This window comes from Oligoflexus sp. (genome assembly GCF_035712445.1).
Taxonomy (GTDB): Bacteria; Bdellovibrionota_B; Oligoflexia; order Oligoflexales; family Oligoflexaceae; genus Oligoflexus.
This window is the reverse complement of the sequence record NZ_DASTAT010000138.1, coordinates 1-24,459: the sequence shown is the minus strand read 5'-3', so window position 1 is coordinate 24,459 and position 24,459 is coordinate 1. Positions and strand designations below refer to the sequence as shown.

18 protein-coding genes are annotated in these 24,459 nt (G+C 55.0%); 5 read left to right on the top strand and 13 right to left on the bottom strand.

All coding sequences use genetic code 11. The annotated features are described in order from the left end of the window. The 9 genes from VFO10_RS28785 to VFO10_RS28745 form a co-directional block, all read right to left on the bottom strand. A partial coding sequence (locus VFO10_RS28785) for a hypothetical protein (protein ID WP_325145479.1) occupies window positions 1–1,054 on the bottom strand: 1,054 nt, incomplete at its 3' end. Further along, window positions 1,051–1,617, bottom strand: a complete 567-nt coding sequence (locus VFO10_RS28780; protein ID WP_325145478.1) for a cytochrome c — start codon at window positions 1,615–1,617, stop codon at window positions 1,051–1,053. The genes VFO10_RS28780 and VFO10_RS28785, both read right to left, overlap by 4 nt. Next, a complete protein-coding gene (locus VFO10_RS28775) occupies window positions 1,604–2,143 on the bottom strand; it encodes a DUF3341 domain-containing protein (protein ID WP_325145477.1) in 540 nt (179 codons plus the stop codon). The genes VFO10_RS28780 and VFO10_RS28775 overlap by 14 nt, the downstream gene beginning before the upstream one ends. After that, window positions 2,140–3,504, bottom strand: coding sequence for an NrfD/PsrC family molybdoenzyme membrane anchor subunit (gene nrfD / locus VFO10_RS28770; RefSeq protein WP_325145476.1), 1,365 nt, complete (start codon window positions 3,502–3,504; stop codon window positions 2,140–2,142). Before nrfD ends, VFO10_RS28775 begins: the two co-directional genes overlap by 4 nt. A 3-nt stretch (window positions 3,505–3,507) precedes the next feature. Continuing rightward, entirely contained in the window at window positions 3,508–6,414 is a 2,907-nt protein-coding gene (locus tag VFO10_RS28765; protein WP_325145475.1) for a 4Fe-4S dicluster domain-containing protein, read from the bottom strand. Window positions 6,415–6,425: 11 nt separating this feature from the next. Next, a complete protein-coding gene (locus VFO10_RS28760) occupies window positions 6,426–7,073 on the bottom strand; it encodes a cytochrome c3 family protein (RefSeq protein ID WP_325145474.1) in 648 nt (215 codons plus the stop codon). 15 nt (window positions 7,074–7,088) lie between these two features. After that, entirely contained in the window at window positions 7,089–8,093 is a 1,005-nt protein-coding gene (locus tag VFO10_RS28755; RefSeq protein WP_325145473.1) for an SDR family oxidoreductase, read from the bottom strand. Between the two features lie 10 nt (window positions 8,094–8,103). After that, window positions 8,104–9,591 (bottom strand): vitamin K epoxide reductase family protein, encoded by a 1,488-nt coding sequence (locus tag VFO10_RS28750; protein WP_325145472.1) that lies wholly within the window; start codon window positions 9,589–9,591, stop codon window positions 8,104–8,106. Further along, on the bottom strand, window positions 9,578–9,823 hold the full coding sequence (locus VFO10_RS28745) for a hypothetical protein (protein ID WP_325145471.1): 246 nt from the start codon (window positions 9,821–9,823) through the stop codon (window positions 9,578–9,580). Before VFO10_RS28745 ends, VFO10_RS28750 begins: the two co-directional genes overlap by 14 nt. Before the next feature lie 374 nt (window positions 9,824–10,197). Between VFO10_RS28745 and VFO10_RS28740 the strand changes: the two genes are divergently transcribed. Together VFO10_RS28740 and VFO10_RS28735 are read left to right on the top strand one after the other, a co-directional pair. Then, the gene (locus VFO10_RS28740; protein WP_325145470.1) at window positions 10,198–11,952 is read left to right on the top strand and encodes a thiamine pyrophosphate-dependent enzyme; all 1,755 of its coding nucleotides are present in this window, start codon (window positions 10,198–10,200) and stop codon (window positions 11,950–11,952) included. Between the two features lie 21 nt (window positions 11,953–11,973). After that, entirely contained in the window at window positions 11,974–12,831 is an 858-nt protein-coding gene (locus VFO10_RS28735) for a hypothetical protein (RefSeq protein WP_325145469.1), read from the top strand. A gap of 79 nt (window positions 12,832–12,910) precedes the next feature. Here VFO10_RS28735 and VFO10_RS28730 read toward each other — a convergent pair whose 3' ends face one another. Then, the gene (locus tag VFO10_RS28730) at window positions 12,911–13,444 is read right to left on the bottom strand and encodes a DUF4142 domain-containing protein (protein ID WP_325145468.1); all 534 of its coding nucleotides are present in this window, start codon (window positions 13,442–13,444) and stop codon (window positions 12,911–12,913) included. 732 nt (window positions 13,445–14,176) lie between these two features. Between VFO10_RS28730 and VFO10_RS28725 the strand changes: the two genes are divergently transcribed. Next, on the top strand, window positions 14,177–16,549 hold the full coding sequence (locus VFO10_RS28725) for a glycoside hydrolase family 15 protein (RefSeq protein ID WP_325145467.1): 2,373 nt from the start codon (window positions 14,177–14,179) through the stop codon (window positions 16,547–16,549). A gap of 181 nt (window positions 16,550–16,730) precedes the next feature. Here the strand turns inward: VFO10_RS28725 and VFO10_RS28720 are convergent, their stop codons facing one another. Both VFO10_RS28720 and VFO10_RS28715 read right to left on the bottom strand, forming a co-directional pair. Then, complete coding sequence (locus VFO10_RS28720) at window positions 16,731–16,973, bottom strand: hypothetical protein (protein ID WP_325145466.1); 243 nt, start codon at window positions 16,971–16,973, stop codon at window positions 16,731–16,733. A 133-nt stretch (window positions 16,974–17,106) separates the two neighbouring features. Then, the gene (locus VFO10_RS28715; protein ID WP_325145465.1) at window positions 17,107–17,754 is read right to left on the bottom strand and encodes a hypothetical protein; all 648 of its coding nucleotides are present in this window, start codon (window positions 17,752–17,754) and stop codon (window positions 17,107–17,109) included. 282 nt (window positions 17,755–18,036) lie between these two features. Here VFO10_RS28715 and VFO10_RS28710 point away from each other — a divergent pair, with 282 nt between their 5' ends. Then, entirely contained in the window at window positions 18,037–21,150 is a 3,114-nt protein-coding gene (locus VFO10_RS28710; protein ID WP_325145464.1) for an AsmA family protein, read from the top strand. A gap of 7 nt (window positions 21,151–21,157) precedes the next feature. Here VFO10_RS28710 and VFO10_RS28705 read toward each other — a convergent pair whose 3' ends face one another. Further along, window positions 21,158–22,537, bottom strand: a complete 1,380-nt coding sequence (locus VFO10_RS28705) for a hypothetical protein (protein WP_325145463.1) — start codon at window positions 22,535–22,537, stop codon at window positions 21,158–21,160. A gap of 397 nt (window positions 22,538–22,934) precedes the next feature. On the opposite strand from VFO10_RS28705, the gene VFO10_RS28700 reads away from it, so the two are divergent. Beyond that, window positions 22,935–24,230 carry a hypothetical protein gene (locus tag VFO10_RS28700; RefSeq protein WP_325145462.1) on the top strand — a complete coding sequence of 432 codons (1,296 nt, stop codon included), beginning with the start codon at window positions 22,935–22,937 and terminating at the stop codon, window positions 24,228–24,230. The last annotated feature ends 229 nt before the right edge of the window (window positions 24,231–24,459 follow it).

The following is a 24,459-nucleotide window of genomic DNA, read 5'->3' as shown; positions in this document are numbered from 1 at the left end:
TGAGGCTCGTCAGAAGAGTCAGGCTCACCCAGATCATCAGCGGCGCCTCGAAAAAGGGCTGCACATTCCAGATCAGATCGAGCCAATGGCCTAAAAGCGCGATGATCGCAATCCAAAGCAGAGTTCTGGGATGCTTCTTATTCTGCCGCCAGAGGAGAAGCACAAAGGGGAGCGCAAAACCCAGAAGCAAAAGAAACCAGCCGAGAGCCTGCCAGGGCGCATGAAAACGTCTGTGATAAAAAAGGATCTCGTCCGGCAACTGCCCCGCCCAGACGAGGATCAGCTGAGAGAAGCTGCCATAGGCCCAGAGCATGACACTCATCAAAAGCAGGTTGCCAAGATCCAGAAGGGTTCCTTTCCCCTCGGCCGATCGCTCGGCAGACGCTGCCGGTGGTGAGCTGGCCTGCGCGATGATCACCCAGGCAAAGGCGCTGATCAGAAAACCCGTAAGGATGATGAGCCCGTAAATGGACGAGTAAAAGTGCGGTTCCAGGGACATGACCCAGTCCACGGACGCAAAGCTCATGGTCAGGACACTGACGATCAAAGCCCAGGAACCCAGACTTCGATTGGTTTCCCGCAGGCCATCACGGATCTGGAATTTGAGCTGCCGCCGCAGAAGAAAACCGATCAGCAGCCAGCAGGCCCAGAAGATGGCGGTGCGAACATAAAAAAATGGAGTGTTCAGATACCAGTCCTTGCGATCCAGGATAGGCAGCAGGGCATGAGCATCGGGGCGGGACCAGATGTAAAGAGCATCCAGACCGAAGAGCAGGGGAATATGAAAGAGAAGCAGCCAGGGAAGGGTGGCAAGAGAGGCATTCAGAAAACCCTGGATCTGAAAGCCCCAGTTTCCCCCGGTCAGCTGATGAATCAGAAGGATCAGCATGCTGCCGAGGACGGTCCCGAGAATCAGGAGATAGGCTTCAAGATAGGCGACAAAAAACATCGCAGGCTGCATCAGAGCCGCAGCCACACAGGCGACGACGCCCAACAGCAGAAGGATCCAAAGGAGCCAGTGGGGACGGCTTGAATGGGAAAGAGCGGCGTTCACGGTTGGGCTTCCTCCAATTTTCCACGGGCTTCATCGCCCAGGCTCGTCACCGGCACATCGCGGCTGGACTGCAGAACGCGCAGATAGACAGCGATCAGCCACCGATCCCGCAAGGGAATTTGTGCCGCATAGGAGGGCATGGCGCCGATTCCTGAGGTCATGACCTGCACATAGTGGGCAAGAGGTTTTCCCTTCAGAACCGGATCGTGAAACGAAGGCGGTTGCAGGTAGCCGCGCTGAACGATCATTCCGTTGCCTTCGCCGGTCCAGCCGTGGCAGGGCGTGCAATAAATCTCGTAGCGTTCGCGTCCCCGCTCCAAATCAGGCCGGGCGATGGCAAAGGGTGCGGTATTGCGTTCATTGTCGAGGTGGGCTGCACGCCAGGGCTGGTTGAAATCAGAATCCTGCGCCACCGTATTGTCCACCGGCGGCCGCGCGGATCTCTGGTCGGAAAATACCGGAGTGGATTCATAGGCCACGGCTTTTTTCTGATCGTACATGTCCGCAGGACGACAGCTCATCAGCAGCAGGAGCAGTATGATGGAAAATCTAGATCCTGACATCGTGGATCCCTTCATGGGGAAGTTGATTCATCAAGCTGCGAAGGTGCTCATAGTCAAAGCGGGGATCATCGGCCCGCACGCAGACGAAGAAGCGATCGACGCTGGCTCGCTCGAATTCGGGCACGTTGAAAACCGGATGGTTCAGGCGCGGCAGTCGATTCGCGATCAGCATGCCGAAGGTCGCGGTCAGGGCCGCAGCCAGGACCGTTGTTTCAAACGTGATCGGAATAAAAACCGGGATGCTGTTCAGAGGACGCCCTCCGATGACAAGAGGATACGCATAAGCGGACGCCCAGTACTGCAGGGCATATCCGCTGAGGCCACCCAGGAGCCCGCCGCAGAATATGGCTTTCGGCAGCCAGCTTTTCTTAAGTCCGAGCGCTTCGGGCATATCCTCGACCGGATAAGGCGTGAAGGCATCGAGCGCGCGAAAGCCTTCCTGATGCAGCTTCTGCGCAGCTTCGCGGGCCTGATCGGCTCCATCGAAGGCCATCATGATTCCGTAGAGTTCACGGCCCGGCGTCATGGTGGGGACTCCTTGCTGTGCGCGACCATTTCCCGCAGCTCACTCACCGCGATGATCGGAAGATAGCGCATGAAGAGATAAAGCAAGGATAGGAACAAACCAATCGTGCCGATAAAGGTGCTCCAATCCCAAAAGGTCGGCATATAGAAACCCGTCTGCGCTGGTAGCTGGGTGCGGTGCAGACTGGTCACGACAATGATGAAACGCTCCAGCCACATCCCGACGTTGATGACCATGGCCAGCAGCCAAACGGCGATGGAGCTGGAACGCAGGCTTTTCCACCAGAGCAACTGCGGGATGAGGATGTTGCAGACGAGAAGTATCCAATAGATAGGCGCGTAAGGACCTGTCATCCGATCGAGCTGCATGCTGATTTCCTGCGTATCCCCGCTATAGAAGGCCGTAAAGCTTTCGAATAGATACCCGTAAGCGAGAAAAATCCCCGTGGCCAGCATCACGCGGGCCATGACATCAATATGCCGATCGGTGATGAAATCCTTAAGGCCATAGACGCTGCGCACCGGAATCAGAAGGCAAAGAACCATGGCAAAACCCGAGTAGATGGCGCCTGCGACGAAGTAAGGTGGAAAGATGGTCGAATGCCAGCCAGGAACGATGGCCACCGCGAAGTCGAAACTCACGATGGTATGCACCGACACGACAAGAGGGGCGGCAAGGCCGGCCATGATCAGATAAATGGTCTGATAATGCTGCCAGTGCCTCGCAGAGTTGCGCCAGCCAAGCGACATGACTCCATACACACGGCGCATCCGCAGACTGCGCGCCCGATCCCGCAGACTGGCCAAATCCGGCAAAAGACCCACATACCAGAACAGCAGCGAAACTATTCCATAGGTGGACACGGCAAAGAAATCGAACATGAGGGGACTGCGAAATTGCGGCCAGAGATTCATGGTATTGGGATAGGGGACCAGCCAGTAGAAAAGGTAAGGCCTTCCCAAGTGGAGCAAGGGAAAGATCGCTGCACAGGCCACCGCGAAGAGCGTCATGGCCTCGGCAAAACGGTTGATCGATGTACGCCAGCTCTGGCGAAACAGCAGGAGGATGGCCGAAATCAGCGTTCCAGCGTGTCCGATCCCGATCCACCAGACGAAATTGATGATGGCAAAGCCCCAGGCCACCGGGATGTTAACGCCCCAGATGCCGATGCCGGCGAACAGCAGCCAGGCGATGCTCGCAAACAGCAGCATGAGAAGCGCAAAGGCGAGACCGAAGCCTAAAAGCCATCCGCCGCGACGGTTCGCATCCTGAACGATGGATACGATCTTATCGGTCACCGAAGCCAGGCTGTGGCGTTCAGGATGGGCGAGATAGGCGGCACCTTCCTTTTCCTGCTGCATGGCTTAACCTTCCTTCGGCTCGGGTTGCGACCGGCCACTCAGTTTGCGCAGTATCGCGTTCAGATTTTTCAGATGGGCCAGATAGCTCGTCCGGGGGCGGGTATTCAATTCCCCGAGAAGATCATAGTTGCGCGTGCTGCGTTTCCACTGCGCGACGGTGCTCGTCTTTTCTTTGATATTGCCGAAGATGATGGCCCGGGTGGGACAGGCCTGGGCGCACGCGGTCTGCACCTCGTTGCCGGAAACCTCGCGTCCCTCGCGTGTGGCCGTGATGCGGATCGCGTTGATGCGCTGCACGCAGTACGTGCACTTTTCCATGACGCCGCGCGAGCGCACGGTGACATCGGGATTTCGTTGGAGCTGAGTGAGGGAATTCACGTTCCCGTAGTTATGGAAATTGAAGTGCCTCACTTTATAAGGGCAGTTGTTCGAACAGTAGCGCGTCCCCACGCAGCGGTTATACACCATCTGATTGAGGCCCTGCTCGCTGTGCGCCGTGGCTTCGACGGGACAGACCAGCTCGCAGGGAGCCGTTTCGCAGTGCATGCAGGGAACGGGCTGGAAGGTGCAGTCGGCGTCGGGACTTTTCTCTTCAAAGTAGTGATCAATACGCAGCCAGTGCATCTCACGCCCGGCGATCACCTCGTGCTTGCCGACGACCGGGATATTATTTTCCGCCTGGCAGGCCACCACGCAGGCGTTGCAGCCGATGCAGGTGCTGGTGTCGATCGTCATGCCCCACTGCAGCGGATCCTCGGGTTGATTCAGAATACGCGACGGTTGGATGGGTATGGTCGGTTCCATGGTGCGGGGTTCTTCGTGCTTTTTCGTGAAGAGTTCAGGATTCTGCAGAAATTCCTGCCAGTCGCCGATGCGAACCAGATTCTGATGGGGATATTCCATGAAATGAGTCTGGGTCCGCGCCAGGGGATAGCGCTTTGTCTTGAGTTTACGCACATGAACCCCTTCCAAAGACCAGCCATCCTGCGGACGCCGCAGTTGATAGGCGTTCACGCCGATGCCGTGGCAGAGGTGCCCGGGCATATCCCGGCCATAACCCAGAGTCAGAGTGCACGTTTCACGCGGATGAGCATCGAGGATCAGAACGGGAACTACCAGTTTTCTGCCTTCGATTTCCAGTTCGACCTGATCTTCTGTTTGCACATTCAGATGCCTCGCCCGATCAGGATGCATCAGCAAAGCATGATCCCAGGTGAGTTTGCTGAAGGGTTTCGGCAATTCCTGAAGCCAGGGATTGTTGGCCATGCTTCCATCACCAAGGGACGGATCAGGCCGCAGAACCACATCCATGCTCTCCGTGGACGTCGCAGGGGCCACGTTCGCCCGCTGCGTGATGGGTGGCCATTGCGGCTCCGTCCAGGCGATTCGCGCTCGTTCTGTTTGCGGAATCAGACCGGCATGCAGCCAGCTTTCCCAATCCTGAGCGAAGCGCGGTCCGCCCCGCTGTTGTTCCCAAAACCCACGAACAAGATCGTAGTCGCTTTGCTCCGAGGCGGAACTCAGCCCCTGCAGAAAGCCCAGGATTGATTTGCTGGCAAAGAGCGGGGCTATCGTGGGCTGTAGAATCGAAGTCGTACCATCGAATGCAGCGATATCGCCCCAAGATTCCAAATAGTGATCCTGCGGAATATGCCAGTGGCAGAGGCGACTCGTTTCATCGTAATAATGACTCAGATGCGCACTGAACGCCAGTCGTGGAAGCTGTTCACGAAAGGTCGGCGCGAACGCGGAATGATACGCGGGATTCACGCCGAGCAGCAGAAGAACCTCCACCTTGTGCTGTTCGAGATCCTGGGCCAGAGCTTCCTCGCTCGCCCAAAGAATATCATTCCGATCGAGAACGGAATCCTGCCAGACGAGTGTCTGCCCCATATTGCCGAGCGTGGCATTGATCTGCAGAATCAACTGCTGCAGATCATCGGCCTGCAGGGGATCGAGAAGCACGAGGGAACGACCCCGATGCGATTTGAGATCATCCGCCAGTTCCGTGATCCATCTCTGCTGCTCGGCTGGGAGGATCGGGGAACCGCCGCCTTCCACACCCAGAGCGCGGGCCAGGGCGAGTAGGGACGCACGCAAACCGGGAACAGACACAGGCAACGTATGATCAGCGTAGGCGCTGAAAAGTGTCGGCGTCGTGTGCACGCTATAGAGCCGATTCATATCCTGCTGCCGATCTTCGCCGCGTCGCTGCGTAAGTTCGCGAGCATAACGCAAACGACCCGGTCCCATCGAAAAGATATCGTAATCGAAGGACAGCACCCGATCGGCGCGAGTCAGATCATAAACGGCATCCACGGGCCTGCGCAAAAGCCCAGAGGCCACCCGTCCTTCCGCGCCGAGCGGCAAGGCCCCCATGCGATGCCAGATGATGCCGGGCCAGGTCTGCTGCAGCTGCTTCACCGTTTCCAGAACCGTGGGCGAGGTCTCGCGCGGCAGCACGATGCGGATTTTTCCATCGGTGATACGGGCTGGATTTTCCAGCATCTGACGCAGGGCACGGCGAAAGTCCGACCATGTTCCCACTGCTTTGGGACCTGTGACTGCACGGGCGCGTTCCGGGTCATAAAGAGAAAGAATCGACGCCTGGGCGAAGGCATCAGTGGCTCCAAGACTCGCCGGATGCTGCGGATTCCCTTCAATTTTAATCGGACGACCCAGATGTGTTTTGGCGAGAAGTCCGATGCCGTAACCGTCCGAGGGCATGGCCGTGGCGTAAAACTGCGGCTCGCCCGGGATCATGTGTTCAGGCATGCGCGCATAGGGGATCAGGTATTCGCGCGGCTGACGAACGCAGCCAGGCGTGGCCAGCAGAGCGGATAAACCTCCCATCCACTGCAGGAGGTGGCGGCGCGAAAGCTGATGATCGTCACGGGACGACTGGTCCATGCGAACTCCTTTTAACGATGACAGGCGTAGCAGTCTGTTTTGGATTGCACCTTGTACTGACGGGCCAGGACGTCCGGCGCTTGCTCGGCGCTTTTCGGCTCCCATCCCATGACGGTGAGCGCTTCCCTTGGTCGCACATGCGGCGCGGGATCGCGATGGCATTCCAGGCACCATTCCATATGAAAGCTGTGAACTTTTTCCATAAGGGGCATGCGATCGACGCGCCCGTGGCAGCTTTCACAGCCGATGCCCTTGGTGATATGGATGCTGTGATTGAAATAGACGAAATCAGGCAGATCGTTCACCTTGGCCCAAACCAAAGGATTTTTCCCTGCAAAGGAATCCCGCACAGGCTCCAGCATCGCGCTTTCGGACCAGATCTGGGAATGACAGTTCATGCAGATGGAACTTGCGGGCAGGCCGGCATGCGCCGAGACTTCGACCGAGGTATGGCAGTAGCGGCAGTCGATGCCCAGTCCTCCCACATGATGCTCATGGCTGAAGGGCACTGTTTGCTGGACGACCATATGTTCGTTCGTATTGAAGGATGAATAGCTCCAGCCGTAACCCAAAGCGATCGAGAGTCCACCCAGCAGCACGATGCCGATCAGCACCATTCTGAGAATGTGATCGGCTTTTTTGCTAAACAGCTGAGCCATGCAGGAGCGCCTTTTTCAATGCGAGTGATTGCGGCTGAACAGATAGCCGAGGGCTGCAGCGCCCAGTCCTACGCCCAGCATCATGCTTCGATGCGTATTCATCCAGAGCTGAGGGCTTGACCCGTGAGCCCTTGTATCAAAGTCACCATGCGCCGCGTAATCACCCGCAACGCTCTCGAAAAGATTATCCGGACGATTGGGATCACGAAGTTCAGGCCTCTGCTGCGACGCATAACCTGTCCACCCCAAATAGTGATCACCGAAGCCGGGTGCAATTTTGTTGCCATGAATCACGATCGAGGTGGAAAGCCCCACACTCAATTGTCGACGTCGGTGGTGCGCGCTCCATACGATGGCCTCAGCGGCAACTTCCGGTTGATAGATGGGTGGCACGGGCTGGGCCTTATGCGGCATGCGTGAGCGGCTCCAGGCAAATTGTGGTGTATTCAAAGCCGGCATCTGCACCATGGTGACCCAAACATTGCTTTTGTCATGGTAAAGTTCCGCACGCAGTGACTCCGTAAAACCTTGAATCGCGTGCTTGGCTCCACAGTAGGCCGCCTGCAGGGGAATGCCGCGATAGGCCAAAGCCGAACCCACCTGCACGATCGTTCCTTTGTTTCGGGGCAGCATATGCCGGAGCGCGGCGAGTGTGCCGTGGACGTAGCCGAGATATGTGACTTCCGTCACACGGCGGAACTCCTCGGCACTTGTTTCCTTCACGGGTGAAAATACGGAAACCATGGCGTTGTTCACCCAGACATCAATTTTGCCGAAGGTCCGCATCACAGTCTCCGCCGCCTCATCCATGCTTTGCGCATCGGAAACATCGAGCGGTAGCACCAGGGCCTCTCCTCCGGCCTGCTCGATCTCCGCTTTGGTCTGTTCCAGCCGTTTTTCATTGCGCGCGATCAAGGCCACGGAGGCCCCGCGTTGACCAAAGGCCCGCGCCGTCGCACGCCCCACGCCGGCTGATGCGCCTGTGATGACCACCACTTCCTTGTCTGCACTTGATTCCATGATGCTCTCCTTAAAGGATCCATCGCTGCCATGTCCCGTAACGCTCCTCTATTTTCCCTTTGGGAATCGACAAGAGGGCGATGGCAAGACCGACAGCGATGTTATGAATCCGCAGAGACCCTGCGGTGTTGAGGACGAACGGGATCGAAGCCAGCCCGAGCCCGAGAATGACGTTGAGATAGCGGCAGCTGCGAATGACCTCACCCATGGCCAATACGGAGAATGTTATGGTCAGCAGCCCGAGCACTTGAAGCAGTTCGGTGCCCTTGGGATCCGGTTGGAAGACCATGGGGCTGAAAATCAGCCAAAGCCCTACGAGGCTTGTGAGAATAAGATTCCAGGGCAGACTGAATCCCCAGAACGAAGCTTTCAAGACCTCTGAGGTCTTCTGCGGCAGTGCCAGGAGTTCAGGCGCTTCATGCATGGACTCCTCATGCTGCTGCTCCTCCTCCGGCCCTCCTTTCCAAAAGGCTTTCCAAAGTGAGTCTCCACGCCGCCGGACGCGGGCAAGATACTGACCCATGGCGACGACTTCATCGACTTCCAAAGGGATCATAGGGAGCATGATGGCTGCTGCCAGAAGACAGAAGGTGCACCACGCGCCTACCACCACAGGCTGTGAAATCACAAGCAGGATATGCACGAGTCCCAGCGGAATCACGAGGATTCCAAAGAATGTGACCATCCAGGGCATGGTCCTCCAGCGAGCAGGGCCACCCATGAAACCCATGAGACATTCGAATGTGTAGGCGATCGCGCCCAGACCTGCGTCCGAAACGGGCAGGCTGCGGGAAAGATCCGAGGTCAGGACGCGTGAGGCGGAGCCTTCAAAGAAGGGATCCCACATCATACCCGTATAGCCGAGCTGATAGGCGGCCAGATAGCGAGAGACTATCCAACCCAAAAAGCCCGTTACGATCATAATCCAACGCTGTGGCCAGCTCGATGGATTATAGGTCCATCCCGAGGGCATGGAGGCTCCCATTTCCATATAGAGCATCATGTTGGGCATGCCGGCGATCAGGACGGTCAGAGCAATCACCCAGGCGCCGATGAAGGTATCATTCAGATAGAGAACAGCCTTCGGGGCCCAGAAAAGTATGGGTGCCAGAGTCAGCCAGATGCCCGTGAAACAGCATATCCAAAGGCTATAAGGCCGGTTGGGAGTCAAGGATCGCCAGCCGAAGATCAGCAGAAGAAACCCGGAGAAGAGATCGCTCCAGAGCATAGCGGTGGCGCGCTGCTCCAGACTCAACCAGACGGAACGCCCGCCCGCAGGCTGAACGAGAGCGCTGTGCGAACCGAAGGTGAAAGGGGCCACCAGCATCCAGACCCCGAACAGGATCAGCGTCCAGTAAACCCAGAGCGTTTGCTTATGATGCGTCTCCAGCATGCGAAAGCGGGCTTCACTGTAGGGATGACCCATGTCTCCCATGGAGCGGGTTCCGCCCCTTTGCTTCATGCCTTGCATGGGATGTTGTGAACTATGCGAGTCCATAGCGTGCTTCCTCCTTGGCGACTGATTCCGGTTTTGGCTGGGGCGTGGTATTGAGTCCATGGACGAACACAGGCGGTGTGACGACCAGGCTGCCAATGGTCCAGATCTGCTGAACTCCAAGGCGTTGAGCCGAATAGCTGGAATAACAGAGGGCGGCAGTTCCCATGGGGCCAAACCAAAGCACGACCTGGGTAGCCGAGCTTGAGCCATTGATCATCGAAAATTCCAGCATTCTCTCCTCTTCTCGCGAGACCAACTGTCATATGTCTCGTGCTCTTGCAAGGTGCATGCTGGAAAAGGATTTTTTATTTTGTTTTTTCCCATGGATTCGTTCGAGGCTGCGCATTCGCATTTCGTTTTCAGCTTCGAATGCCATTCATACATGAAAAGAATGCGATCCATAGTTTAAGTCTATCCATGCAGCCTCTGCGAAGCGTAGTCCCGCGACAACACTGTTACCTTTCCAGGATGGATAGAATGCTTCAGCGATCCGAGCGACAGCTGAGCATACAGAAAGCTCTGGATGAAGACCGTTTCGGGACGTGGCATGATGCTGCTGAAGCTGCAAAAATAAACGGCCGGCGTGCAGACAGGAGACTCTTACCAATGAAACATACAGCGGCAGATATCTTAATTGAACGGCTTGTCGATTGGGGCGTGGATACAATTTTCGGCCTTCCAGGTGATGGAATCAACGGAATCATGGAAGCACTTCGCAAGCGCCAGGATACGGTGCGCTTCATACAGGTTCGCCATGAAGAGTCCGCAGCATTCATGGCCTGCGCCTATGCAAAGTTTTCCGGCAAACTCGGGGTCTGCCTGGCCACATCGGGGCCGGGAGGCATTCATCTTCTGAATGGGCTCTATGATGCCAAGCTTGATGGTCAGCCGGTTCTGGCCATCACAGGTTTGCAATTTCACGACCTGATCAATACCTATACACAGCAGGATGTCGAACTTGATAAGCTCTTCCAGGATGTGGCGATCTATAACAGCCGGGTCATGGGGCCGGCCCATGTGGAAGGAGTCGTGGATCTCGCCTGTCGCACAGCTCTTTCCTATAAGGGGGTGGCTCATATCACCTTCCCGGTGGATATGCAGACCATGGAGGTCATGGAAAAGCGCCGTTCGGAGCGCAACGTGCCGCATCATGGATCGACCGTGCGCGCTCTCAGCGATCGCCTGCCCTCGGAGCATGATCTTCATGCCGCCGCCGACCTTCTGAATTCCGGGCGAAAAGTCGCTTTTCTGATCGGACGCGGAGCGCTCAACGCGGGTGATACTATCGAGGAGATGGCGGAAAAGCTCGGCGCGCCCATTATTAAAGCTCTGCTCGGGAAAGCAGCGGTTCCGGATACCAGCCCTTATACAACGGGTGGGCTGGGTCTGCTCGGCACGCGACCCTCGCAGGAGGTGATGGAGAATTGCGATACGCTTTTCATCATCGGGTCATCCTTCCCTTATATGGAGTTTTATCCCAAGCCAGGACAGGCTCGGGCCATTCAGCTCGATATGGATCCGATGCGCATCGGCCTTCGCTATCCGGTCGAGGTTGGCTTGATCGGTGACAGCCAAAAGACGCTGCAAGCCCTTTCACCTCTTCTGAAGAACAAAGAGGATAAAAGTTTCCTGAAAAAGGCGCAGAAAGGAATGGAGGAATGGTGGGAGCTGATGGAAGAACGCGGCACACGTTCCGATATGCCGATGAAGCCGCAGGTCGTCGCGTGGGAATTGGGCAAACGCCTTAGCCACGATGCGATCATATCCTCGGATTCAGGGACCATCACGACCTGGTGGGCGCGACAGATCCGGGCCAAGAAGGGCCAGATGTTCTCGTGCTCCGGTACGCTCGCAACCATGGCCTGCGGACTCGCCTATGCGGTCGCCGCGCAGATCGCGTTTCCGCACCGGCAGTGCGTGGCCTTCATTGGCGACGGTGGTTTCTCGATGCTCCCTTCGGAACTAGCAACCTGTGTCAAGTACAAGCTGCCGATTAAAATCATTGTGATCAAGAATAACACCTTGGGCCAGATCAAGTGGGAGCAGATGGTATTCCTGGGCAATCCTGAATACGGAGTTGACCTGCAGCCGATTGATTTTGCGGCCTTGGCCCGTGCTTATGGAGTCGCAGGATTCACGATCGAAAATCCCGCAGATTGCGGCCGGATCATGGATGAGGCCTTCCTTCATGATGGTCCCGCCTTGATCGAGGCGGTCGTCGATCCTTTCGAACCGCCTCTTCCTGGCAAGATCAAATTCGAACAGGCCAAACACTTTGCCGAGGCGCTCGCAAGAGGACAGCCCTATGCGGGTAAGATTGCGCTTACGGCGATGTCAGACAAGGTTCGGGAGATGATCTGAGACGCATGGAAGGAGGATAAAATGCTCTATCGAGCAAGTGCTTTGATCAAGATCGGAGTCCAGGCTGTCGATCGTGGCGCCGGGATCATCAAGGATCTTTATTTCGACGATCGTGCCTGGAAGATCCGTTACTGCGTCGTGGACACAGGTTCATGGCTATCGGGGCGGCAGGTCCTGATCAGTCCCGAGGCCTTGACCGCTTTGGATGCCGAGGCCGGTGCTTTTCAATCCAAGCTGACCGAAGAGCAGATCAAAAACAGTCCCGGCGCGGACACGGAAAAGACGGTTTCGCGTCAGTACGAAGAATACTTGAGTTCGTACTACGGGTGGTCGCCCTATTGGTCGACACCTCAGGCCGTCTCTTCCTTTCCAGGAATCTACACCTATCCACCTTATCCGGCAGGGATCTCCCGAACGCTGGATCTTTTGTCCAGCGCAACGCCCAAAAGCCCTTCCGAGGAAGGGCAGAGTTATCCCGGTCAGGCGGAAGAGAGCCATCTGCGCAGCTTTCTGGAGGTGAAAAGCTACGGGCTGCGAGCCCTTGATGGTGACCTGGGGCATGTCGAGGACCTGCTCATTGATGCCGCCGACTGGAGCGTCACCCACGTGATCGTCGATACGAGAACCTGGTGGCCGGGCGGTGAGGTGGTTGTGGATCGGGGCATGATTCAGGCTATCAATTGGGAAGATCGGGTCATGATGGTGGCCATGGTGCGGGATGAGGTTAAGGAAGCGCCTCCTTATTCACGAGACTTGAGTCTCTCGGAGTCTTTCCAGACCAAGGTTTCCCAGTACTATCAGGATCTGAGCGCCCGTCGTCATTCGGTAGCCGCGCAAACCAGAGGCTGGTCATCCCAAGGCGAGTCGCCCAGGTACTGAATCCTTAAAGGAGTGGAGCTTGACTAGCTCCACTTCGAAAGGAAGAGATTCCAACACTTCAATGTAAGTCTTTGACTCTTTATTGAGCTTGGGCCTGAACCCTTTCCGCAAGCTGGACATGGTGCTGGAGGGCCGCGACCGTCGAGCGCAGCAGCTGCCCGACCTCATCCGAGGAGACATCATCCTCAGCGTTCTGCGTCATGGCAATAGCTTCTTTGTGGGCCTTGTACATGCTATCGCCAAAAATCCTATCGAATTCCTTGGGGTCGGCCTCCCGCAAATTGCTGGCCACGTCCTCCAGTTTCTCGCGGAGGTGCCTCACGCTTTCTTCCGATAGCTCATCACGCAGATCCACGTTGAAATTCCGAGCCACTTGAGTGATCTCACGGTCCATTCGCTCGTGATCGCTGATCAGATGCTGGCCGAAGTCCCTGGCTGCCGCCGAGAGACCCCGCTGCAAGGCAATGGAGCCTGCTTCAATTTCAGCACGATTGATGACGTGCAATTTTTTTAGAATGGTCGATGTCGTTTCTGTTCCGATGCCGGCTGCTTGAGCCGTTGCCGACCGAATGATATTGCCCGCCTTTTCGCCAATGCCAGGATTCTCGTTCATACTTCACTCCTTATTCCCGCTATGCTCTAGCGTTGGGTTTGCGCAATGAACGCCCATCAGGCATGAGGAAGTTTGCAAGATAAGATCCAGAATTGGAGAGGGCTCGAACGGCAGTGGAACGGAAAGAATGTTTAGGGGGTGAAAGGCGTAGTGTCGATGTTCCTCGTTTCCAGGCGGGAGGCCTTATCCTGCCGGAAGTCCGCAGTGTTGATTCTCTGGCGGGCTTGCTCCCGGGGTTTGGCGGCAAAAAAGCAGCGAAAGGGTAAAACATAAGCGTGCTGAGCAAGCTTGAATCTTCGTATTTTATAGCCTTTGAAAGACTGCACCGAGGACTTTGACAGGGTGCGCGCCTGAGGCCGATCCGTAGGAGCCTCCGCGCACATGCAGAGAAAGAGCGAGGCGCAAAGGGAAAAGGACAGCATCGGAATATTCATGTTTCGAGCCCTTCGTAACATCATATATCCAACCATGAGATCGTAAAAGTGCGTCCAAGTAAAATATATATTTCTTAGGTTATTCATAGATAAAACATATGGATGAAAAAGGGCGCAGCGGCATTATACCAGATGACCTATCGTGGGCATAATTGCTGGGCATGGGCCTTGCACCCGGAACCTCTGCCGCAATCAGTATGAAAGCTCTGCAGGGCATCGGGGCTTATGACGAAGACGAGAATGATGCGGCGCGGCATGATGATGAAGACGACAAGGCTCGCGACAAAGGGGGATTACTATGGGATGGGCACAGGAAGAGCGAAAAGCCTATGGTCATCCCGGGGTCGCGACGCCCTGGGCACCTGGAGCCAAGGAAGCGGTTGGGACCGCTCTGCATCCAGAAAGTCGTCTGTGGTTTACTCTGTGCCAGGGAATCGTCACCGAAGTTTATTTTCCGCGGATTGACACGCCCAGCTTGCGCGAACTTGGTTTTATCGTTACGGATGGTCGGCAGTTTTTTTCTGAAGAGAAATGCGATGCCGCTGCAGACGTGACGACCGAGGAATGGGGTGTTCCGAATTATACCGTTCGAAGCCGCTGCAAGCAGGGGCGCTATTCGCTCATCAAACACATCACAGCGGACCCGGAACTTCCGGTCCTGCTGCAGGAGCTGCATCTGCTCCCGGCGCATAAGTCGGATCCTCTGCAGCTTTTTGCGCTCATCACGCCGCATCTGGATAACCAGGTGTCGCATAATTCCGCCTGGATTGATGAATGGCGAGGCCATCCTGTGGCTTTTTCCAGCCATGGCAAAACATTTATGGCCGTCATCAGCAAGCCGGATTTCAGCGCTGGTTCTGTTGGATATGTCGGGTCGAGTGACGGCTGGCAGGTTCTGCGGCGGGACAGAAAATTAAGCGAGGTCTTCCATGAAGCTTCGGATGGCTCTGTGGCCATCACACTGCAAATCACAAGGAATCCATCCTGCCTCGCCATGGGTTTTGGCAGCTCCGCTGATGAAGCGGCCAAGAATGCTTTGACATCATTAGGCCGCGGCTTTGCCGATGCCTGGACCGTCAATCTTCAGAATTGGCGACGATGGTTGCATGGTCTGCCGGTGGATCGGCCTGCTAGCGCTCGCAAAGAACTGTGGATGACGAGCTGCCTCGTCCTCAAAACCCATATGGCCAAGGAAAATCCAGGCGGCATCATTGCCAGCCTCGCCATGCCTTGGGGCGAAATAAACGGAGAGGGCTCTCGGGCCGGTTATCATATGATTTGGCCGCGTGATATGTGTGAGGCAGCAGGGGCGCTTGTCGCGCTGAATGCGAATGCCGAAGTCGAAAGCACACTTCACTATCTGCAGCGCACACAGGACCAGGATGGGCACTGGGCCCAGAATATGTGGGTCACGGGTCAAGCTTGGTGGGATGGCATTCAGATGGACGAGACGGCGAGTCCGCTGCTGCTGCTCTATGCCATCAGCCACCGTCAGCGATGGACCTCTGAGAAGCTGGCAGAGTTCTGGCCGATGATACAAAAGGCTGCATCCTATATCCTTGCGCACGGACCTGTGACGGGAGAAGGGCGTTGGGAAAACGAAGCCGGCTACTCGCTCTATTCTTTGGCTGTGCAGGTTGCAGCCTTGTTTTTAGCCGGGGAAATGGCCAAAAAATTGGGCAAGGAGGCGGAAGCTCGCTATCTGGAAGAGGCGTCCGACTGGTGGAATTCCCGAATTGAGACATGGACCTATGTGCGGAATACAGGGCTTGCCCACGAGTTGAATCTGGAGGGTTATTACGCCAATATCCTGCCGGAAGGTGTTTCGGTGCCTGGCAAACTGCCGAAGGCTTCCGCTCTTTTGCAGACCGCAAAGATTGAAGCCCAGGTCAGTCCTGATGTGTTGGCTTTGGTTCGTTTCGGGCTCAGAGATCCTCATGATCCCCGCATCGTGGCCAGTGTGAGAGTCGTCGACCATGTGCTGAAGTCGGAAACACCCTTCGGACCTGGTTGGCATCGCTATGCCAGTGATCGGTATGGGGAGAAGCCCGATGGTTCCCCGTTCGACGGTTCTGGCAAAGGACGACTCTGGCCTATTTTAACAGGCGAACGCGCTCACTATGAGTTGGCAGCCGGACGTCGGGAAACAGCCGAACGGCTGGCGCAAACCATGGCCGCCTTCAGCAATGCCTCCTGCCTTCTGCCTGAGCAGGTCTGGGATGCTGATGACATTCCCGATCATCACCTTGCGCGGGGATGCCCCACCGGCAGCGCCATGCCTCTGGTTTGGTCTCATGCGGAATATATCAAACTCTGCCTTTCGTTGGCCGATGGGCGCATCGTGGATCAGGAGGATGTGGTTCGGCAGCATTTCATTCCGCATCAGCCTCAAAAAATCATTCCGATCTGGCGCTTTAATAATAAACTCCGAAGCGTACCGTGCTGTCCGTGTTTTCGTATTGAGACGGCGACTCCTGCCCGTGTGCGTTGGTCTGACGATGGATGGCAATCCATCCATGATATCGAGACACGAGATAATGGTTTTCTTCTGCAGTCGGTGGATCTCTGCCTGCAGGCCGGCGTCAAAGCCGTGGATTTCACCTTCTATTGGCTGAATTCCCAGAGTTGGGAAGGCCAGGATTTTCACGTCTGCATCGGTCCCGACAACTGATCCATGGACGCTAAATTGCATGGATCCAGAGCGGCAAATGCCGATTGTTTTACCAAGCGAGATAGGAGGTCCACCATGAGAATATCCAGGCTTCGCGGAAATATCGGTTTATGTGCACTATTTACAGTTCTCATGGGTTGCAATCGCAAACCTTATGAGGCTAATGAATATCAGGCGCCACTCACCAGGCCGGAACCAGTTGCCGAAGGGGAATATTCCGATCCAGCGGCCGCAACCCCGCCGCGGGTGGCACCCGTGAATCAGGAGACAAAGCTTTCTGATGACAGGAGCGCGGCGCAGAATAGCCTTTCAGGGAAGGCCATTCCTTGTCCTCCGCCTGGGGCAACTCCTGCTTCAGCCACTGTCGGGGGAAAGCCAGGCGCTCTCGCAGCCGCTGACTGTCCGCCAGATGATTCGAATGCATCGAAGTCTCAGCTGGGCACACCTTCTTCGGATCATGAAAACAAGATGGCTCCCTAGTGCCGTTCACGTCAGTAGATGGTTTAAAGAATGCCTGTTCCTGCGATACAGGAACAGGCATCTTTGCGAATAGGTTCTTAAGTTGCCTGTCGATTCATGTCGCGTTTCACGATGATGACAGCTTTGGATGGCCCGCCTTTGGCGTCAAGGATCTTTCTGATCCTATCTTCATTCAAAGAATCCATCCGCTTGTTCGGGACCGCTCCCTTGATCTGAGCCGCATCGGTCGCAAAAGCTTTTTGGAACCAGTTCGGTTTCTCGGCCATGCTGAATGTATCAACGTCACTGATACCCGATTTCTCGATCAAGTCTTCGACGGTGTCAGCGCGTTTCTCGGCAAGATCACGCGAGGCCTCGGAGAGTCTTGTGGTGCTCTGAGCCGGATAAGGTTCATCCGACCACGCAGCCACTATAATCTTGTCGATATCTTTCTCCTGCTTCCAGGCGCGCGTCCAGTCACTGATCCGTGTCTGCTCGGCCGCTGGAAGCTCCGCAGAGCCTTTCGGGAACTCCACAGCCACCGATTCCTTTTCCAGGCGATCGATGTAGATGGTCCAGAATTCAGTCACCACCACAGGTGTTGGTTGCGTCTGGGCTTTTGCGTTCCTCTCCTTGCTCTCTGTGGTTTTGTTCGTTTTATTGTCCTTTTCATTGTCCGCTCGTGCCTGGGTTTCTATCAGGCCCAGGGCCAATCCAAAGGCCAGAAACGTTTTGGCAAATTTCATGGTTACCTCCTTGGTTGGTTGAGTTGATGAAAAAATCCTTGGGATCGCAAGGATCAGTTCAAATGCATTGCATTTCGTGTGCCCAAAATCGAGTTTCGAGATTGTGCGTTAACACATTAAACCTGTTCGGCATGACTCGACAGCGCGGATCAGAGGCTCTATGCATGTCGCTATTACGCCAGAAGAATACTTTGAAAGCGTGTGGGTTCATCCCATAGCCCGGAATAATTGTTGCACGACGAAGACAGATTCGCTGCTCACATGAAAACTGAGGAGTGAGCTATGAAGGCGATGAAAGGATTCTTCGGCTCTATTTTCGCTGTGGGGATCGGTATTCTCTGTCTTTTCGTGCTTCTTCTATTCGCTATTAATACGATCGACTGGAACAGGCATCTGGACATCGTCGCTAACCTCGTCCAAAGATCAACTGACTGGCGCGTGGACAGCCTCAAAAGCTTCAATGTTCACATCGGACGCACTTCATCCTTAAGAGTGACTGGCTTGGATCTGCAGTACGACGTTGCAGGTGGCGATGAGGCCTTTTCCGCTCAGCAAGCTTCGGTCGTGCTCCACCCTCTGTCATGGTTCGATGACCGACTCCTTATTGATCATATTTCTCTTAAAAATGCCTATCTGCGAATGACGGCAGCAGAGAAGGATGCGACGGGAGAAGACGAAGAACAAGCGTCTTCCTTTGTGGATAATTGGCCGCTGGTTTTTATACAGGATGCTGATGTGCAACTTTTCAGAATCGAAATGCAGCGTGACTCTGGAAAGGAAGTGCTGGCATTGGATATTACCGGCCTTCGGATTCATGCGTCTGGACCGGATTCGCCTGTCCGTCTCACCAGCCGTGGGGCATTCAGGGAGCTTCCCTATCAATTGACAGGAACTTTGGGTTCACTTGCAGCCTTTCAAGCTCAAGCGCATTATTTTCCGATACAGTTCGATCTGGCCATAGCCGAGCAGAAGACTCACGTTTCTGGCGTCGTTGATCTTGCCGATGCTACATTTCGTCTTGATGTCGCGGCCGAAGGCGATCCTCAAGCCATTCCACGTAAACCTGCGACGCATGCGCTCAGTCTTCTGAGAGCACCCCCCTATAGTTTCAGCGCTCAGCTTATCCGCACGGCAGCAGGCATTCAATTGAACCAGCTGGCGCTGAGAATCGGCCTCAGCGAACTCGAAGGCCACCTCGTCTATCAATTCGAGTCCAGACGTACTTCGCTGGTGGGGCAGCTTCATTCCCGTCTATTGCGCTACCAGGATTTTGCGGCTTTTCTGCCCACGTCCGAACCAGGCCCATCGAGTAAAGTCGGTGCAAAGGACAAGCATAGGCCTTGGAGCGACTTCGATCAGCTCATGCCTCTTAGTCTTCTGCAGACCTACGTCGTTCACTTAACTGTGTCCATTGATGAGTACCGTGGGCGGAGGGGTCGGACTCAGCTGCGGGATGTGCAGGCGACGGTTACTCTGGATCATGGTCGGCTGGCCCTTGAACCATTTCAGCTGGCTATCGGTCAGAGTGGTCTCGCTGGGTCTTTTATCGTCGACAGCCGGGACCGGACCGTCCAATTTCAAGTCACGCGGCAGGGCGATGCCTTTGACTTCATTCGCGCTGGTCAGGCTTTTCTTCCCTTGCCGCGACCATGGCCAGTATCGTATCTGACGGCCAGAACTATGAAGATGGCCGTGCAATGGCCCCGAGAACGAGATGATCAGGCTCTGGGTATCTCGTTTCGAATCACGGATGGTCTTTTGCGTCTGCGCAGGACGCCCGTGGATACACGGAAGCCTCAGAAAAAAGAGCCAGGAATCCAGATCAAGCTTGCGGCGTATCCGCCTCTTATCCTGCAGTCTGTGATCATTCAGGACCTGCGCTGGGTCTATCTGAAAAAAGGCGAGGACTTGAAAGGTCGTGTTGCGTTTCTACGTCTCACGTCACCGGCGGTGGACCAGCCACTGAGTCTTTCCAGTGAAGGTTCCATTATGGATTTACCCTATCAGTTGACCGCGCAGCTGGGTTCCTATTTGGACTTCCGTAACAGTCGTCGCGCCTATCCTGTGGAGTTTAAGCTGGCCATCGCTGGACAGGATCTGTCCGTGGGAGGCGGTCTTCGCCTGGATCAGGAAAGCTATCATCTCAGAGTCAAGGCCCAGGGCCAACACGCACGGCGGCTGCAAGCGCTGCTGCCTGCTTCACTCGGTTCAATTCCGCCTTATAAGCTTTCGTTCCGACTGGCCTATGAGCGTGGACTTTACAACTTTTCTGACCTTGATGTCCGCCTGGGGGGCAGTCATTTGCAGGGGGACCTTGCTTTGAACCTTGAAACCTCGAAGCCATCTTGGGTAGGGGATATCGTTCTGGCAAAGCTTCGTTATCAGGATCTGGCAGGACTCTTGAACACCGATACGGATCAGACGACAGCGGAAAAAAGACAGAAGGCGGGGAGCAAGGAAACGCTTCTATCCGAAAAACATATCCCCCTGGCTTTCATGAAAAAGTTTCAGGGTGACATCCGTGTCCGCGTCGCGGAGTATTATGGCCGGACGCGAACAGCACGTCCGGTCCAGGCAGATGCTCATATTCGACTTCGTGAGGGGCGTCTTTCTATTTCTCCCTTCAATATCTATGCTTCGCTCGGCAATCTGGGGGGGAGTGTTACTCTGGATGCCGGGTCGACTCCACACCGTCTTCTGGTAAGCTTGGGACTGGAATCGCTGAACCTCACGGCGGCTGCACGCCGCATGGCGCTGCGCATCCCCGCGATTCACCTCTCGTCCCGCGAGCTGGTCAAAGGCAAACTCATGGGTACACTGCAGCTCAAGAGTCAAGGTTCAAGCATCGCACAGTGGGCCTCCCATGCTGATGGTCAGATGCAGTTTGCCATTGAACAGGGATATCTTGCCTCGACGATCGTGGAAGCCCTGAGCATGGATCTCACGGAAACCCTGGCAGCAATCCTTGCCGACAACCCTCCCACTACCATCAATTGCATGTATGCCTCGTTTCAAGTCAATGGGGGAGTGGTTCAAACCGAGCAGTTCTTCTTGTCCACCAAAGACAGCAATGTCCGTGGGGAAGGCTACGTGGATCTCCGAAAGAAGTATATTGATTATAGATTTGAAGCGTCTGCCAAAGATTTCAGCATTGGCAGTGTGGCATCTCCCGTGAGTTTCAAAGGCCCCCTACAGAACATCCGTATCAGCACCTCGCGCAAAGAACTATTGATAAAGACGGCGGCGTCTTTCGGGCTGGGTACGCTGATAAACCCGTTTCTCGCCGTGGTTCCCTTTATTGAACCGGGTCTGGAAAAACCAGGGCAGTGTGAGCGCTATCAGGATCGCATCGTGCTGACTCATCAGAAGGCGGATGAAAGAGTTTCCTCGCGCTAGTCTTGGATCAGAGTTCCAAGGCTTTCACATCCGCAAGCAGACGCTTTTGAATAGCGATCCAGGCATCAGGACTCAGCAGAGGCAGCTTGTCAGCGGATGCCTGGATCGGATATTTGTGGGTTTGAGTTTCCCGGAAGAGGTTGAAAGCCCGGTAGCAGGACGAGTGATGTTCATCATGATAATCGCCGACAGGAACAAATACAGGAAGATCGTCCAGATCTTTCCAGCCTGTTTCAAAAGCCTGGGTGCAGCGATCGTAGCTCCACTCCTGCTCAGGCTGTGGCCGTCTGCTTGTTAAAGGATCAGTGCTTTTCAAGGCAGCCAGCAATGCTCGAATCGGTAGATCGCGATCGAATCCAGCCTTCAAAATCCACTCCAGAGCCAGCTCATCCGCTTCCTGTTCCGCTGTGTATTGACCGATTTTTTTCTCAAAGGCCTCGCGATTCAATTCCTTCCATTCCTTCTTCTGAGCAGCATTGAGATTCCGCGTGGTTCCGTCGGTCATGAGCCGGCGAAGGGCTTCCATGCGGGCTCCGAATTCTGCCAGGGCTTTCGTTTGCCGCGGACGTGTGCCGGGATTCTTTTTTGTCAGATCGTAATAGACAGCGAATTGATTCTTTGCTGTCATGCCGTGCGCCCGGTAGTAGTGTCCAAGTTCATGTGCCAGCCAAAAAACGATGTCCTCTTCCGTGTTTTCGATCAGAAGACCTGCGTAGAACGTGATGGCGTTGGGCACTTGGAGCAGGGCGATGTCTGCGGCGCGAGAGGGAGCGCCTGCCGAAAAACGAGCACTTAAGGAATCGGGAAGCTGCAGCGCACCCTTCTCTGAGACTACTCCCGATGCACCTGTGATGTTTTTGAAAAGTTCGACGGTCTCTTGATCGGAAAATTTGCGTTTGACGCAAAGGACAGGTTTCTCAGGAGCCGTATCGTAGGTGAAGTCCTCGGTCGTGGGCTCGTACTGCCAATAGCGCGTCTGGCCGGATTTCAGAGCAGGAAGATAACCCGCCCGCGAAAGGCAGACGCTGATGTTGTAGACGACAGCATTCGAGACTCCTGTCAGGACCAGATGCGCGACTGGTGCGGGGACATCCCTGAGCTGCTCAGGATAGGTGCTGCGCAGCTTCGCATCAAAAGCATCCATAAGGGCCTGAAGCCTTTTGCGCGCAGGATGATCCACGGCGGCCAATCCCGATGCGCGCAGATTGAATTCCTGCTCATGTCCATACATTAAAATGGAGTTGTATTCCTCTTCGGTGATATTAATCCAGTTGTAAGGCTTGCCACCCAGGGTGGGGTCATTCACCTTATGCGAAGGCTCGGATACGGGAATGGAACGACAAGCGGCCAGGAATGCTGCGAGGGCGATAGTAAGACTGCGTTTCATATGCGGAAGGCCTTGTTTTTGTATTGCTGTGATGCACTTATTTTAGCACGGGTCGAGCTGTGATTCGTCCCGCAATCTCTTGGGTTCAGGTGGAGATGCGGAAAAGCGTACCTGTGACCTCCACTCCGGGCTGAAAGACATCTCAGGTGATCTTTGTATACTTTGATTCTCTGACGTCCAAACATAGAAGCAAGGTCCCTATCTCTTGCCTTAACCTGTCAGCGAGGTCGTGAAATCAAGTCGATTCAGCTCGTCAATCTCCATTGAAAACGATTATTTGGTCGCCCTCAATAGTCCTTCTTGCTAGAAGGCGCCTGAGCTGTTAGAGACGCCCATTCTTGTCAAACTCGGCAAGCTCAATCCCGTCAACCCTCTTACAAGGGATGTTAAGAATTTTATGCGACATGTTAAAAAGCCCCTTCTTGCTCTTGCAATGATGACACCTCTCTTTCTGCAAAGCTGTGGAGACGCCGCGGACGAGTCTTCATCGGAAACCAAAGCTTATGCGCTAAATTACGATAGCGCAGCGGGCTGCGGCAGTTCACAACCCAGCAATGAACCGAACACCAGCCGTTTCTGTGTGAATTTTGACAGCTATGCAGCGGGATCTTCAACCCCTTCGCCGACCCAGACGATTTGGGAAATGCGTGGCATTCCCGCCGATAAGGTTGAGCTGCTCCGTAGAGCGTCTTTGCTGGCAATGCAGGCTGTGGAAAAGCATCTCAACCAAAAGCTGAAGACGGGTACGTCTGACCTGGAAGCGTGCGTCGCACGTAACGCAGACGCGGAGTTCGTTCCAGCGATGGCAACGGGCACCCCTGCCACCAATGATGCCAAATTCCAAACCAATTCTTATATAACGGGCGTCAAGCTCTTTCATTTCATGACCGGAACTTTCAATAGCACGGTGGGCATTTTCCGTCCCTATAGTTTGCCTTCCGCTGATGGCAAAAGCTATGAAATGGCCAAAGCCATCCGCTGGGATGCTCCTTCCAGCCCAGGAGGCAACAGGAACCATGTGGGGCCGAACGGCGAACGTCCTGGAACGTCACCTCTTCCCTATGATCTTCCCTTTATCGTGAATATCAACACGGAAGCGCTCAAAGTAAACTTCACCGAAAGGGACTGGGCCGGTGCGATCATTCATGAGATCGGCCATATGCTCGGGTATACTCACGATACGAAGAGAAGCGGCACCTTGATTTACGAATTGGGCCACTGCGTGACCAACAGCAATGCGGATTCACCTGGAGGCGCCAGCCTCGTGGCTTCGAACGGCATGATTATGCTGGACGAGGTGCTCCTGCCTGTTCAGGCTCCGGGCTCCTCAAACAAGGCGCCAATGTGCTTTTATAAGCACGAGAAGGATACCAAAGGCGGAAAGAAAGGCGATAAGAACCAGTTCGATGGTAACGGTCAGAACCGATCTTGCAACCCGGATGGTGATTGGAAGACGAGCTGCAAGGATGGCATCGGCGATACTAAAGAAGTCGGCTGCGGTACAGAGAGCTCGACTCCGTCCAACGGGGCGATGTGCTTCTATAAGCACGAAAAAGAAACCAAGGGTGGAAAGAAAGGGGATAAAAACCAGTTCGACGTCAACGGTCAAACTCGTTCCTGCGATAAAAACGGTGACTGGAAGAAGAGCTGCAAAGATGGTAGTGGCGATACCAGCGAAGTAAGCTGTCAGTGAGATAGGGCGAAAAAAAGCGAAACCCAACGGGTTTCGCTCTCAAGTTTGGACAAAACTAGGCCACGGCTGTCGATATTATTGTTGATTAATCAAAATGCAGTCGTGGTCCGTCCATTGCAAATTCGACTTTTTCCAGCAGTTCCCGCCTAAACTCTGTCAGCAAGTCTGAGAAAGTAACCCGATTTGGCTCTTTATTTCTCCACTTTGGAAGTGGCTCCAATTCACTTCC